This window comes from Candidatus Dependentiae bacterium (genome assembly GCA_003511165.1).
In the GTDB taxonomy this organism is placed as follows: domain Bacteria; phylum Babelota; class Babeliae; order Babelales; family UBA12411; genus UBA12411.
In genome coordinates, this window is sequence record DOJW01000001.1 from 79,661 (window position 1) to 93,698 (window position 14,038).

11 protein-coding genes are annotated in these 14,038 nt (G+C 32.1%); 3 read left to right on the forward strand and 8 right to left on the reverse strand.

Annotated features, from left to right (window positions below):
- Nucleotides 1-260 precede the first annotated feature (260 nt).
- Nucleotides 261-1,325, forward strand: coding sequence for a phospho-N-acetylmuramoyl-pentapeptide-transferase (locus DEA20_00440; GenBank protein ID HBS47658.1), 1,065 nt, complete (start codon nucleotides 261-263; stop codon nucleotides 1,323-1,325).
- A 3-nt stretch (nucleotides 1,326-1,328) separates the two neighbouring features.
- Here DEA20_00440 and DEA20_00445 read toward each other — a convergent pair whose 3' ends face one another.
- From DEA20_00445 to DEA20_00470, 6 genes are all read right to left on the reverse strand, one after another.
- On the reverse strand, nucleotides 1,329-2,540 hold the full coding sequence (locus tag DEA20_00445) for a multidrug ABC transporter substrate-binding protein (GenBank protein HBS47659.1): 1,212 nt from the start codon (nucleotides 2,538-2,540) through the stop codon (nucleotides 1,329-1,331).
- Entirely contained in the window at nucleotides 2,537-3,226 is a 690-nt protein-coding gene (locus DEA20_00450) for a macrolide ABC transporter ATP-binding protein (protein HBS47660.1), read from the reverse strand. The genes DEA20_00445 and DEA20_00450 overlap by 4 nt, the downstream gene beginning before the upstream one ends.
- Entirely contained in the window at nucleotides 3,223-4,407 is a 1,185-nt protein-coding gene (locus DEA20_00455) for a hypothetical protein (protein HBS47661.1), read from the reverse strand. The genes DEA20_00450 and DEA20_00455 overlap by 4 nt, the downstream gene beginning before the upstream one ends.
- Nucleotides 4,408-4,432: 25 nt before the next feature.
- A complete protein-coding gene (locus tag DEA20_00460) occupies nucleotides 4,433-5,812 on the reverse strand; it encodes a hypothetical protein (protein ID HBS47662.1) in 1,380 nt (459 codons plus the stop codon).
- A 106-nt stretch (nucleotides 5,813-5,918) separates the two neighbouring features.
- Entirely contained in the window at nucleotides 5,919-6,902 is a 984-nt protein-coding gene (locus tag DEA20_00465; GenBank protein ID HBS47663.1) for a hypothetical protein, read from the reverse strand.
- The gene (locus tag DEA20_00470) at nucleotides 6,874-7,536 is read right to left on the reverse strand and encodes a hypothetical protein (protein HBS47664.1); all 663 of its coding nucleotides are present in this window, start codon (nucleotides 7,534-7,536) and stop codon (nucleotides 6,874-6,876) included. The genes DEA20_00465 and DEA20_00470 overlap by 29 nt, the downstream gene beginning before the upstream one ends.
- A gap of 296 nt (nucleotides 7,537-7,832) precedes the next feature.
- Between DEA20_00470 and DEA20_00475 the strand changes: the two genes are divergently transcribed.
- A complete protein-coding gene (locus tag DEA20_00475; GenBank protein ID HBS47665.1) occupies nucleotides 7,833-9,245 on the forward strand; it encodes a hypothetical protein in 1,413 nt (470 codons plus the stop codon).
- A gap of 80 nt (nucleotides 9,246-9,325) precedes the next feature.
- On the opposite strand, the gene DEA20_00480 is transcribed toward DEA20_00475, so the two are convergent.
- Nucleotides 9,326-12,115, reverse strand: coding sequence for a hypothetical protein (locus DEA20_00480; GenBank protein ID HBS47666.1), 2,790 nt, complete (start codon nucleotides 12,113-12,115; stop codon nucleotides 9,326-9,328).
- A gap of 141 nt (nucleotides 12,116-12,256) precedes the next feature.
- On the opposite strand from DEA20_00480, the gene DEA20_00485 reads away from it, so the two are divergent.
- Nucleotides 12,257-13,333: a hypothetical protein gene (locus DEA20_00485; GenBank protein ID HBS47667.1), complete on the forward strand. Its 1,077-nt coding sequence runs from the start codon at nucleotides 12,257-12,259 to the stop codon at nucleotides 13,331-13,333.
- Here the strand turns inward: DEA20_00485 and DEA20_00490 are convergent.
- Nucleotides 13,317-14,024: a superoxide dismutase gene (locus DEA20_00490; protein HBS47668.1), complete on the reverse strand. Its 708-nt coding sequence runs from the start codon at nucleotides 14,022-14,024 to the stop codon at nucleotides 13,317-13,319. The genes DEA20_00485 and DEA20_00490 overlap by 17 nt on opposite strands.
- Nucleotides 14,025-14,038: the final 14 nt, after the last annotated feature.

The following is a 14,038-nucleotide window of genomic DNA, read 5'->3' on the forward strand; positions in this document are numbered from 1 at the left end:
TAGATCTCCTTAACGTTAATCGATCTAAGTAAAAAGGCATGTTTTAATCTGCCATTTTAATCCATCCTACATTTATAGGTTTTCTCGTCAAAGGCCCCCCTGGTCAATTTTAAAAAACTATAAAAAAGTGGATTTTTTCAGCATAAAACTGTTATTTTTTGCAAATTTGATATATTTGTTAGATCCTTTTTTTGTATCTTTAAATAGTGGAGATGTTTGAAGTTTCTTTATTTTTAACAATTTTTGGGGATTTAGGTTTTATGATTTATCATTTAGCGGAATTTTTAAAAAAAGATTATCTATTTTTCAACCTTTTTCATTATGTTAGTGTGCGCGCAATATTCTCTCTTTTGTCTTCTTTAATTTTATTTTTTATCTTGGGTAATTGGTTTATCAAAGCGTCGCAACGCAATTTTAGATCCAATGTGCGTGAATATACACCACAAGAGCACCAGAAAAAAAATAGTACACCAACTATGGGTGGATTGCTTGTCTTGCTGATAACTACCATAAACATTTTATTTTGGAACAATTTATCTAAACTGTCGGTTTGGATATTCCTTCTTTGTCTTTTAAGTTTTGGATTGATTGGTTTTGTTGACGACTGGGCCAAAATTAATAGTAAAAAGGGAATTAGTGCAAAATCAAAGTTTCAACTGCAGATTTTATTTGCGGTTTTATTTGTAAGCATTTGGTATTTCTTTTCAACTCCAAACACGCAATTTTGTTTGCCATTTTTCAAAAATGCGATGTTTTCTTTGGGGTTATTTATTATTCCTTGGGCTGTTTTCACCATCGTGAGCACAAGCAATGCTGTAAACTTGACTGATGGGCTTGATGGTCTTGCTACTGGTCCGCTAATAACCAATTTCGCCGCTTTTTCGATTATTTGTTATTTAGCTGGGCACAAACAGTTTGCAAATTATTTGTATATTCCTTTTGCCGATTCTTCAGAACTTTCGATCATTGGCGCATCACTTATAGGTTCCTTAATTGGTTTTTTGTGGTACAACACTTATCCAGCGCAGATTTTTATGGGAGATGTTGGTTCACTTTCACTAGGTGCAGCTCTTGCTTTTATGGCGATTGTTGTTCGGCAGGAATTTTTACTTTTGGTCGCAGGGGGGATTTTTGTTATCGAAACTCTTTCTGTAATTATCCAAGTAGCTTCTTTTAAATGGCGCGGAAAGAGGGTGTTTAAAATGGCTCCGATTCACCATCATTTTGAATTGATAGGATGGAGTGAGCCAAAAATAACGATAAGATTCTGGATAATTTCTCTGATTCTTTCTATTTTGGCATTATTGCTTTTGAAGGTCAGATAAGATTTATCTTTCGATCAGTGCTTCAACAGGGTTTAATCTTGAAGCTTTGTAGGCTGGATAATATCCAAAAAACAAACCTACAAGAATTGATGAGGAAAGTGATAAGATTACCGGTTTCGCGGAAATAACTACCGGCCAGCCAAGTGTGATGCCTACAACTTTGGAAAGAACTATTCCACATGCAAGACCTATTAATCCTCCAAACAAACAGATAATTATAGCTTCGAGGATGAATTGTGTAAGTATTTTGTATGTTGTTGCACCAAGTGCCATTCGAATGCCAATCTCTTTTGTGCGCTCTGTAACTGTTACAAGCATGATGTTCATGATGCCTATTCCACCAACAAGTAAAGAAATTGATGCAATGATCATAAGAAGCATGTTTAAAACTTTTGTTGCAGCATCTGCAGCTTGAGCGACATCGTTTTGGCTAAATAATGTGAAATCATCATCGTCATCTGGTTGCAGTTTTCTTGTTTGTCTTAAAACAGATCTAATTTGTTGTGTCGTTTTATCCATTTTATCACTAGTTGCTACAGAAATTATAATTGCTCCCATGCCGTGGATTCCAGCAATTTTACGTTGAACTGTAGAAAATGGGGCTAAAATAGCGTCGTCCTGATCCATTCCATTTGGCATTTTTCCTTTTTCTGTCAAAACTCCAACTACTTTGAATGGTAAACCTTTGATTCGAATTGTTTTACCCAAGACTTCTTCTGTTCCAAAAAGCTCTTTGCGCACTGTTTTGCCCAAAACCGCTACTTTGTTACCAGATCTCATATCTTGCGGTGAAAAAAAGTCGCCTTCAGCAAGCGGCCACTGACGAATATCTAAATAATTTGAATCAACTCCGGCTATTGTTGTTTTCCAGTTTTGATTTTCTCTTACTACTTTTGCAATGCGCATTATAGCAGGAGATGCTTGGTAAATATCTTCACATTCATCCATTATCGCTCTAAAATCTTTATCTTTTAGCGAAGTGCTCATCCCCGGACCCATTGCTCTATGTTTAGGTTCCCCTGATAAAATTATTATAAAGTTTGTTCCAAGCCCTTGAATCTCCTTGTTTACTCTGAATTTTGCACCTTCACCAATAGACATGACTGAGATGATAGAAATAATACCTATAATTATTCCAAGAGTTGTAAGCAATGATCTAGTTTTGTGTTTGCTAAGCGATCGCAGTGCGGATTGTAAAAGTAAATAAAAATTCATATTCTTTTATCCGAAATTATTTGGCCATCTTTTAAATCAATAATTCTTTTAGTTTGATTTGCAATATCAGGTTCGTGTGTGACAATTATGATGGTTGTTTTGTTTTCTGTATTTAATTTTTTAAATAATGTCATGATGTTTTCACTTGTTTGGGTATCAAGGTTTCCTGTTGGTTCATCTGCTAAAATAACTGCAGGATTGTTTGCCAATGCTCGAGCTATAGCAACTCTTTGTTGTTGCCCACCAGAAAGTTGGTAGGGGTAATGATGTAATCGTTCACCAAGTTCAACTTTCTGCAATAATTCAACAGCTTTTTTGCGGGCTTCTGTTTCAGATTTTCCTGCGTAAATTATAGGAAGTGCAACATTATCGGTTGCTGTCAAATCAGCAAGAAGATAAAATTTTTGGAAAACAAAACCAATTTTTTGATTTCTTATATGTGCAAGTTCATCTTTTGAAAGGTGTGCTACGTTTTTGCCATCGATAAAATAATCACCAGAAGTGGGAATATCTAAACAACCAAGTAAATTCATTAAAGTTGTTTTACCTGATCCAGAAGTTCCAATAATCGCTAAAAAATCTTCTTTAAAAACTTCAAGCGAAACGCCTTTTAATATTGTAATATCGATTTCGCCCATTTTAAAAACTTTTACTAAGTTTTGAGCTTTTAGAATGACTTCCATCAGCCGATTCCGCCTTTTCCTTTGAACATACCTTGTAAGAATTTATCTTCTTTTGCTTCTTCTGTTATATCAATAATCACTTGAGAATCTTTATTTAGTCCGGTAACGATTTGTGTATATTTTCCATCGGTAGCTCCAAGTCGAACTAAAATTTGTTTGAAAGCCTTACCGTCAACTACCCAGATAAAGTCGTCATGACCTTTTTTCTTTTCAAAAGAAGATTTAGTAAATGAATATTGTAGTTTCTGTGCGATTTTTTCAAGAGATGCATCATTAATTCTTAAAGCTTTGTTTGGAACGCAAAGGGCATTTTTTTCATTTGCAACTTCAACATAAATATCAGCTGTCATATTTGGTCGAAGTTTTAGATCTGGATTTGCTACATCAATTATTGCAGCGTAAGTGACAACGTTTTCTACTATTTTTGAAAGATATCGGACTTCGTTTACGATGCCAGAGTAGTGCGTTTTAGGAAAAGCATCTACCGTAAATCTTGCGCTTTGTCCTTCTTTTAACATTCCAACGTCTGCTTCATCAACGTCGACATTTATTTCCATTTTTGTAAGATCTTTTGCGATAATATAAAGTTCTGTTGCTTGGAGTACGGAAGTTATCATTTGTCCTAAATCAATCTTTTTTGCAATTACGACCCCATCACCCGGCGATTTAATGAAAAGGTTATCATATTCTTGTTGTGCGATTTCAAGTTGAGCTTCGAGGGCTTTTACCTTTTCTCTTGCAACATTTAAATTTGTTGTGACCTCATCAAATGTATTTTTGGCAATTTGGCCGAGATCATAAAGAGCTTTTTCTCTTTTGAAGAACACTTCTTGATAAGCTTGTTGCGCTTTTGCTTCGCCCAAAAGATGTTGGATTCGTTTTACATCGCTATAACCTTTTCCATTATCAATTTCAAGCAAAACCTGATCTTTTTTTACATTGGCATTGTCATAAGCATAAATTTTGACAACTCTTCCTGCTACGAGCGATCCAACGGTGATCTGGTCTTTTGCTTTTAGGGTTCCGGAAGAGTTAACAAATTGCTGAATATCTCGGGTGCTTGGAGTTACTGTTTGATAAAGTGAAATTTCTGTTTTAGTTGTTTTTTTATAATAAAAGAAACTACTTGATGCGATAGCTATAGTAGCAACTAAACTAAAAATAATGATTTTATTTTTGAACATAATTTTTTGATCCCTTTAAAAATTATTAATTTTTTGGATAACCACATGCAAAGTTTAAGTCCATATATTTGATTTCTACAGCTACTCTGAGTTCTAGCCAGTCAAATTGTGCTTTTTCCCAAGAGGTTTTTGCAGCTTCAAAGTCTACTTTGCTAATTAATCCAACTGTAAATTCTTCATTCCTTAATAAAAATTGATTTTTTGCTTGAGCTAATTCTGCATTTTTAGCTTCTAATTCTTTTAACAAAATATTGAGTTGATAGTATGCTTTTTGGACTTCTTCAGTAATATCATCATGTAAATCATCTTTTTCTAAAATAGCTTTTGCCTTTTGAGCTTTTGCAGCAGATTGTAAATGCTTATTTGCAAGACCGTCAAAGATATTCCAATTAAGACTAACTCCAGCGTTTCCAAAATAGTTAACGGGAGAAAACGCGGATTGTTTTGTGAATGTTTGGTTGCCTAAAACGCTTACGGATGGCAAATATTGATTTATGTAATATTTACTTTGTAATTTTGCCTTTTCGATCTCTTTTTGTTTTGCTTTTAATTCTTTTCTATTTTCTAAAGCTTTAGTTTGATAGGTTTTAAAACTTTCGAGTTTTGGAAGAGGGTTATCTTTATCCCACATAAGATTTACATTTGTATTTGGCTGTGAATAAATTTCTGTTCCGATGTAATATTCAAATGTTTTTCTAATTGATATCAGTTGATCTTCATAAGATTTAACATCAGCTATGTTTTTTTCGTATGTTGCTTGTGCCTGCATGAATTGATTTTTACTGATAAGGCCTACTTTGTAAGCTTCTCGGGATTTTTCAAATTGTTCTATTGCAGATTTATTTAATGCTTTGATAAATGCTATTTTTTTCTCTGTTACCCAGCATCTTAAGAATGAGGTTTCGACTTGATTTCGAACAAGATCGGTAGCAATTTCTTTTTGATATTTTGCGATAGAAACATCTTTTTTATTAATTTTGTATTGTTCGAGAGGTCCACCAAAACTGTAAAGTAGTTGGCTTACACCTAAGTTTACTTCAGGTTTTAATCCTTCTTTATGTTCAACAAATTGTTCAGATGTTTCAGCTGTAATTTGAGGGAAGTATCCGCTCAATGCACTTTTTGCAATGTAATTTGCAGATTTGATGTCGCATTCGCTTTCCATAATGCTGTTGCTGTATTGATATCCCATTTCTATAGCTTTAGGTATTGTTAAATCCATGATTGTGAGGGTAGGTATAGTTTTTGGCTCTTGTTTAGGAATTATGGTTGCTTGATCCGGTTTAGAATTTGTTGATTGATTTTTTTGTACAGTAACTGTATTGCAAGGCTCGTCTTTTGCGATTAATGCAACATGTGTTGATAAAACTAGAAATGTAAAAAGATATAAAAGCTTTTTGTTCATTATTTTTCAATTTAAAAAACTTATAAAATATTCTATCCAATAAATGTAACACTCTTTTGAAATTTTAAAAGAGAATTTTCAAAAAAACGTTTAAAAAGTATGCTTTCTAAGCATCTACATTTAAAAAATTCAGTATATCTTTTTCGACTAATTCAAGTTTTTTTGAAGTGATTAAACCGGCGGCGTTTTTATGTCCTCCACCTCCAAAGTTAGAAGCTAGTTTGTTCACATCCATATTTTTGGAGCGAAAAGAGACTTGCACCATGTTATCTTCGTTTTCATAAATTAGGATAGCAAGCTCACTTGTTGAAATATCGCTTACAAGATTTATAAATCCCACCAAAGCTGTGCTTGTTAAATTATATTTTTTAAAATCTTCTTTTTTTACTGTTGACCAAATGATTTTAGAGTCGGAAGTGCTTTTTAATTTATTTAGAAGCTCGCCCCAAAATTGTAGCATTGCAGGTGTTTTAGTTGCAAGTATTTCTGCTTGAAGTTTGTATAAATCAGCACCTTTTCCCATTAAAGTAGTTGCGACTTGTAAAGTGTTTGTGGTTGTTGATTGTGTTTTGAAAATTTTGCTATCAGATAAAATGCCGAATAAAAGTTTGGTTGCAACAACTTTATCTATTTTTTCGCTGTTAAATTTGTCTAAAATATCAAAAAGGAGTTCGCATGCACTGCTCAGTGGTTCTAAAAAGTTGATTGTTGGTTTTATATCGCTACTAATGTGGTGGTCGATATTAATAAATGGAATATTTAGAAATTCTTTAGGGAAAAATAATCTGCTATAGGTTGATGTATCAAGCGCTATGAGAAGATCTGGCATTTGTTTAAAGGAATTTATAAAAACATTTTTGGAAGCATATTGCGTTTCTATTTCAGGAGGTGTTGGATAAACGGTTTCGATCTGTTTTTCACCTATTTCACTGATGCAATTCTCTAGAAATGTTTCTAGCGCTCCACATGATCCGATAGCATCTCCATCAGGCTTAAAGTGAGTTAATAAAGTTATTTTTTTTGAATTTTTTATTAAATTCCACGCTGCATCTAGATTTTTTTTATTCATAGTTTTCAAATTTGTTTCCATAAATTTTTTCCAATTCGCTTATTGTGTAACTTCCTTTTCTAACGACTTTAACATAATTTCCTTCGGAGCAATCAATAATTGTTGAAGGTAAATTTAAAGTATCATTTTGTTTGGTTACATTTAAATCATCAACCAAATATTTTATTTCATTGATTATTAGTGGTTCTATTTTTTCAAATTTTGTTGGAGCGGGTTTGCCTGATTTGTTTGCGCTTGTCGAAAATAATCCATCAAATTCTTGTAATATTTGGTTTAGTCCTTCGTGCTTGGGGCATCGGATAGCGATTGTATTAGCTTTGGATTTTAAAAAAGAAGGAAGATCTGATTTTCCTTTGAAGATAATAGTTAATGGTCCAGGCCAGCATTTGTTTATAAGATTTAAAAGCTGTTTATTAACAGTTATTTTGTCGACAAAATTAAATATTTGAGAGGGTGATGCTATTAATATCAAATAAGGTTTATCATTTCGCTCCTCTTTAATAGCATTTAATTTTTCAAAAGCTTCTTGTGATATTTGTCCCAAAAAACCCAAAATCGTGTCTGTAGTTACAATAGATATTTCATTATGTTTTAGAGAAGTGGTGAGCTTTAAAATATCATCCGATTTTTGCCAAAAAAGAAGGTTTTTATGCATTTTCTCCCTTATTTACTTTAATTTATTAATTTTTAAAAAAAGAATTTATTAGAAAAATATAGTATTTCAAATAAAAATGTAGTTTTTTGCATTTTTTGTTCAAAAAATTGATGTTTTTTTAATTATCTAGTGGTTGCAATATAAGACAAATGGTATAAGTTGTCTTATATCATTAAGAATATAAATTGTATTTGAAAATTCAAATCAAATTATAATTTTCTTGAAAAAGTTGTAAATGGAGGGTAGAAAAAATGAATCTGAAATATTATTTTTAAGTTTAAAACGGGAGTCTTACTATGAGTATTAATCTTACATCTAGCCAAAAGCATAAAAATGAAGAAAATGTTTTGGGCAAAAACAGAAGTTACAATGATGTAATAGAATTTTTGTCTGCTGCTAATCAAATTGATTACAGCAAAAATGCAATTTCTAGAATGCAAGAATTGAATAAAGAGTTTGATGATGTTGCATCAAAGCTCGATATTATTTTGATTGGTGGAGTCAATGGCAAAAGTTTAACTATTAATTTCGCTGCCAAGCTTTTGGCAGAGGAAGGAATAAGAGCCGGAGCTTGTTATTCTTCTCATATTTTGACCTATAACGAAAGAATTACTTTAGATTCAAAATATATACAAAATAAACAGTTTACAGATTCTATTAATGAAGTATTAAATGTTGTAGAAGCAAAAAAATTAAAAGCAACAGCATTTGAAATAGTTACTATGGCATCATTACTTTATTTCAAGTCAGAAAAAGTTGATGTAGTTTTTCTTGAAGTTGGTATGGGCGGAACGTTAGATGCTACAAATTTTGTAAAACCAAAAATTTCAGCTGTAACTCAAGTGTCTATGGATGACATGGATGTTTTGGGTACAGATTTCGATAAAGTTACTGGTGAATTAATGGGAATTGCAAAAAATGATTGTTATTTTATTTCTGCAGAACAAAGTAAGACTTGTTTGCAAAAAATGAAAGAATTTTCAGATGTTGCAGGAGCAAAATGGATGATGCCTATTCGAAAACAATCAGCTCTTCCTTATATTTATGAACAGCTTTACGGTAGAACAGCTTCGCTTGCAGAAAGAATAGCTCTTATCTATGTTGAAAATATTAAAGGTAAATTTTCTCCATTTCTTCGTGGTAATTTGCTTTTGACCAAACAAGGTCAGCGCGGTAGACCAACTCTAGAAGAAAAGAAAAAAGCAATATTAAATCCTGTAAAAACTTTAAAAAGTTTTTGGAACGAAAAATTTGAATTACTTCGTGGTCGATTTGAACTGTTAGAAAAAGAAAAACCAACAATTATTTTGGACAATGCTCATAACTTAGATGCACTTGCAAACCTTTTCCTTGGAATTAGATTGTTACATTACAAAAAATCTATTAATGGATTTGTTCTAATTTTGGGTATGAAAAGTTTTCATGATGCAAATGAGGTTGTTAAATCTATTAGATATTTGCTTAAGAAAATTAGTGGACAAGTGTTTTTTGTTCCAGCTCCTGGCGAGCAAAATGTTCATAATCCTGAAGAGCTTTGCAAACTTGCAAAAAGCTTTGGAATTAGAGCAAATTCTTACAAATCATTAAATGAGGCTTTTGAAGTAGCAAGACAAGCAGTAGATGAAAGACAAGGCCTTATAGCTATCGCAGGAACAACTTCAATGGTTTCAGAATATTGGAAAAACAAAGACATAAAGAAGTTTAACTAAAAAATAATCCTTTTTATTAAGCGTTTATTATACAAAAAGGGCCAGAAATTTCTGGCCCTTTTTTATTTTTTATATTGTTTCTACTTCGAATCTTTTTTACCTATTCTTCCAACTCTTATTCTACTTAAGTTTTCCGTTTTCAAATATTTGCTTGCGATCGTGTTTATTTCATCTACTGTAATAGAGTTGATTCTTTTTAAAACTTTATCGTAGTAATCAAATCCAAGATTTAAAGAATCTAATACATAAAATTTGGTTGCTAAATTGTTGTATGTTGCTGAAGAATCGATCAACCCTTTAAGATAAAGTTGTTTTGCAACTTCAAGTTCATCTTGCGTGATTTTTTTAGAATTTGAGATCGATTTGATAAGGTTTAGCATAGAGTCTTCCGCTTTTTCTAATGTATCAAGGCTGAGGATTGCATAAATAAAATCTACGCCTAAATATTTATTAGATCCTGATGCTATTCCACCTGATGCACGATAAAACCATCCAGTCTCTTCTCTAAGCTGATAAAGTCTTGAACCTAAGGAGGAAAAGCAAATTAGATTTACAAGTTGCAGAGGAATGTAGTCATCGTTATAAACATCAACATCAGATCTTCTGCCAAAAATTAAAACAATTTGATTTCGTAGCATGAAATGGTCTACGTTTTCAACATCTATCGGAGAATATTTTGGCATTTGTGGTTCTTGGTATTTATCACCTTTCCAGTTTCCAAAAGTATTTTTTATATTGTTTTCCATTTCTGCTGAGTCGAAATCACCTACGATTGTCAAAATTAGGTGTGAAGGTGAAACATGTTGAGAATAAAATGTTTTTATATTTTTTAATGATAAGTCTTTTAGATATTTTTCCATTTCTTTCAAATCCCATCCAAATGGATGATTTTTGTAAGCTATTTTGCGCGAAATACGTGATGCAATATATTTTGGATCGTCTTGATTTCTTGCAAAATCTTCTAAAAGGTTTGTTTTTAATTTATCAAAAGATTTTGAAGGAAACGTGGGATTTTCGATGACATGCATTAAATGTTTAAATATTTGCGGGTAAGTTTCCTTTAGAGTATTAACACTGACACCTGTTTCATCAAAACTATAAGCAGCACCATTGCGCTCAAAAAAATCGACAATTTCTTTTTTAGAAAGATTTGAGCTTTCTTCTATGAGCATATCCATTGCAAGGCCTAACGCCGTTCCTTCTTTTGCGGCAGCAAAATATGAGGCATCTTTAAATTTTAGATTGAGAGCGACAAATGGCCATTGTTTTTTTTGAAGTAAAATTACTTTTAAGCCATTTTCCAAGGTGAATGTTTTATCAGGCTTTGGGTATTGAAATTCAAGCGGATTTGCTGGGGGCATGTTTTTTATGAAGCGAGCTTCTTCAAGCGTTGTTGTTCGATTATGTTTTCCCAAAATCGCAAGATCTAAATTATCTTCTTTTTGACTATCTAAAAGTGCTTTATCTTCTAAATGCTTTGGAAGAGGATTTATTTTGATCTCACTCATCGAGTCAGGAGCTAAATAATTCGCAGCATAATCTTGAAGGTTTTGAGATTTTAGATTTAAAAGATTATTTATATCTTTAAAGATATTTAATTCATCACCCGTTGCAAAATATGAGTAAATCCATTCTGATACGAAATGACCTGGATTTTGTATTGTTTCAAAAAAGGCTAGTCGTGTTACATTTCTTACTTTTTCAAGCTCTTCATCGCTAACGCCTTTTTGGATTAATTTGTTAAGTTCAGACGTTACTAACTTTTTGCATTGTTCTTCTTTGCCGCTAATAGGTTCGATAAAAATAAATAATACGCTAGTGTTCATGAGTACGTCTGAAGCTACCGAAACACTTGTTGCTATTTTTTCTTCGTCTACTAATTTGCGATAAAGTCTACTTCCATCACCTGAACCTAAAATAAATTCTAAAGCTTGTTGCTCTAGGTATTGTTTTTCTTTGAGTCCAGGAACTGTGAAATAATAACCAATAATTGGTTTTTCTACTTGTTTGAAAATTGTTGTATTAGTGATTGTTGGTATTTGAGGTACAAATGGAAGAGCGTCTTGTAGATAAGAACTGGTTACTTTTATATTTTCGAAATTAGCTTTTGCAAGAGCAATTGCTTCTTTTGTATCAACGTCACCCATTATAAACAATGTTGCATGATTTGGTTGATAATATTTTTTGTAAAACTTTTTTAAATTTTCGGAGTTTAAGTTTAGTAGCGAATCTTTAAATCCAATTATTGGAAAATGGTAAGGATGGTTTGATGGAAATATTTGTGCTTCTGCTATATCAACGCCTAATCTAACATAATCATCTTGATACATTTTTAACTCTGAAATTACAGTTTTCAGTTCGGACGCAAGATGTTGTGAGTCGAATCTAGCGTTTACCATGCAGTCTGCGAGTATTGGTACAAAAAATTTCCAGTTATTGCTGTTAACTTCAAAATAGTAACTTGTAACATCTTTGGATGTGAATGCGTTAAGTGTTGCGCCATATTTTCGTGCAATGCCGTCTATGTCGCCCTCGGATAATTTATCGGTTCCTTTGAAAATCATATGTTCGATTAAATGCGCAAGCCCTCGTTCATTTGGTTGTTCAACTGCAGATCCGATATCATATGCGATTTGGACTAAAACTTTTGGAATAGCTTTGTTTTCAAAAACTAAAATAGTCATTCCATTTTCTAGCACAACTTTTGTGATTTTGTCTGTTGGAATATTAATGGGAGTACTCCTTTGAGTTTTGGTATGCCAATAATTTAAATTTTCTTTACGATGACAGCTTACACTTTTGAAAATTAGTACTGTCAATAATATCAAGAAGACCGTGGTTGTAAATACGAGTTTATTCCTTAAAAACATTTATACTCCTTTTTTAAATAAATTTAGGAAATCGAGACGTTAGATAAATTACCAAATAAACATGTTGTTGTACAAATTTGACGGATTTTTGGGAAACGCTTAACTTAGCAAAGTTATTTTTAGGTCTTTAATTTGGAAATTATGAAGATTTTGATTTTAAGAGTTTCTGCGATTGGCGATGTTGTGCATACTTTATCATCGATTTTTTTGTTAAAGCGACTTTACCCAAATTGTGAAATTAGCTGGGTAGTACAGGAAAAAGCAGCAGAATTAATTTTGGATCAACCTTTTTTGGATGAAGTTTTTGTTTTAAAAGACAAATTTTTGAAATTTGAAAATTTAAAACACACACTTGGTGTAATCAAAAAACTGCGTCAGACAAAATGGGATGTGATTATTGATTTTCAAGGAATCTTAAAAACTTCAATTTTGAGTGCATTTTTAAAAGGACCCAAAATTGGTTTTGCAGTTGGACATGCACGTGATCGATTTACAACTTTTTTTACAAAGTATCAAGTAACTCCCAATTATTTTAATATTATTCAAAAGAATTTAGCACTTGCTGATAGTGCAGTTTTACGGTATTTGGCGCTTTTAAAAGACGAATTATCGCAAGAATTTTACAATTGTTCTCCTGCTTTTGAACAACTCAAAAAAGATTTTTATTTGGACTTTTCTAATCAAACAAAATCTAAAGTTGAAACTTGGATTACTGAAAATAATTTAACAAAATTTGTTATCATTGCGCCAAACACTACTTGGCCTTCAAAACATTGGCCGAAAGAGAATTGGCAAGAATTGCTTCAACGCCTGGTCGATGCAAAAATTGATACAGTTTTATTTGGATCTTTTTTTGGACAACCCGGTATAAATTTAGCTTCTTTTTGTGTAGAAAAAAAATTACGAATTTTTATTCCTCCCAAAATGGATCTTAATGATTATGCATATTTGATTTCTAAATCTTTACTTCTTGTTGCACCGGATACTGGCTTTTTGCACATGGCGGATTTTTTGCAAGTTAAAACGATTGCAATTTTTGGTCCGACGTCTGCAAAAATGCACGGACCTTTTATTTTGACTGAAAATATAGAAAATGCGATTCAAGTCCCATGTTGCCATTTTAGACAAAAAACTCACGGCAAAAATAATGAAGAAAATTGTATGGCTGCGCTAAAAGCAGAAACCGTTTTCGAAAAAATACTTAAATTGCTAAATTGAATCTTTTTTCAACAATTTCCCAATTTATATTTTGCATAAAAGCGTCAATATATTTGCCACGATCTGTTGCGCTATAATCTACCATGTAAGCATGTTCCCAAACATCCATGACTAAAATTGGTTTAAAAGTTGCAATATGCCCAATCTCATGTTCTGCAATAAAACTGTTTACCATTGTTTTTGATGAGGGATCAAAATATAAAATAGCCCAGCCTATTCCTCGAGTTTTACCGCAATTTATAAAATCTTCTTTCCATTTATCAAAAGAGCCAAATTGTTTTGTGATTGTTTCAATGAATTTTCCTGATTTTGGTTGCGCTATTCCTGCTGTTAAATTTTCAAAATAAAGTTCATGTAAGACTATTCCATTAAGTTCAAAACCCAAGCGTCTTCGTCTGTCTGAATATATTAATGAAGAAGACTCTCCTGCTGCGAGCATTTTATTAAGTTCTTCTTGCAGTTTGTTTGATTGTGTTACATATCCTTCGTACAGTTTCCAATGTTGTTCTATCTGGTTTGGTGAAATTCCTATCAAATTTTGTGGTTTTAAATTTTCTTTCAGTTTAAAAAACATTGATTTTCCTTCTTTTACATTTTCGTTTTTTATTTTTTTTGAATTTAACCATAGTGTGGATAAAAATCCTACAAATAAAAATGTAGCAATTAGCATTAAATTTCTTTTAAAAAACATATTTAAACCCAAAA

Coding starts and splice junctions, on each gene's coding strand:
- DEA20_00440 (HBS47658.1), top strand. CDS start 261: ATGATTTATCATTTAGCGGAATTTTTAAAAAAAGATTATCTATTTTTC.
- DEA20_00445 (HBS47659.1), bottom strand. CDS start 2,540: ATGAATTTTTATTTACTTTTACAATCCGCACTGCGATCGCTTAGCAAA.
- DEA20_00455 (HBS47661.1), bottom strand. CDS start 4,407: ATGTTCAAAAATAAAATCATTATTTTTAGTTTAGTTGCTACTATAGCT.
- DEA20_00460 (HBS47662.1), bottom strand. CDS start 5,812: ATGAACAAAAAGCTTTTATATCTTTTTACATTTCTAGTTTTATCAACA.
- DEA20_00465 (HBS47663.1), bottom strand. CDS start 6,902: ATGGAAACAAATTTGAAAACTATGAATAAAAAAAATCTAGATGCAGCG.
- DEA20_00470 (HBS47664.1), bottom strand. CDS start 7,536: ATGCATAAAAACCTTCTTTTTTGGCAAAAATCGGATGATATTTTAAAG.
- DEA20_00475 (HBS47665.1), top strand. CDS start 7,833: ATGAGTATTAATCTTACATCTAGCCAAAAGCATAAAAATGAAGAAAAT.
- DEA20_00480 (HBS47666.1), bottom strand. CDS start 12,115: ATGTTTTTAAGGAATAAACTCGTATTTACAACCACGGTCTTCTTGATA.
- DEA20_00485 (HBS47667.1), top strand. CDS start 12,257: ATGAAGATTTTGATTTTAAGAGTTTCTGCGATTGGCGATGTTGTGCAT.
- DEA20_00490 (HBS47668.1), bottom strand. CDS start 14,024: ATGTTTTTTAAAAGAAATTTAATGCTAATTGCTACATTTTTATTTGTA.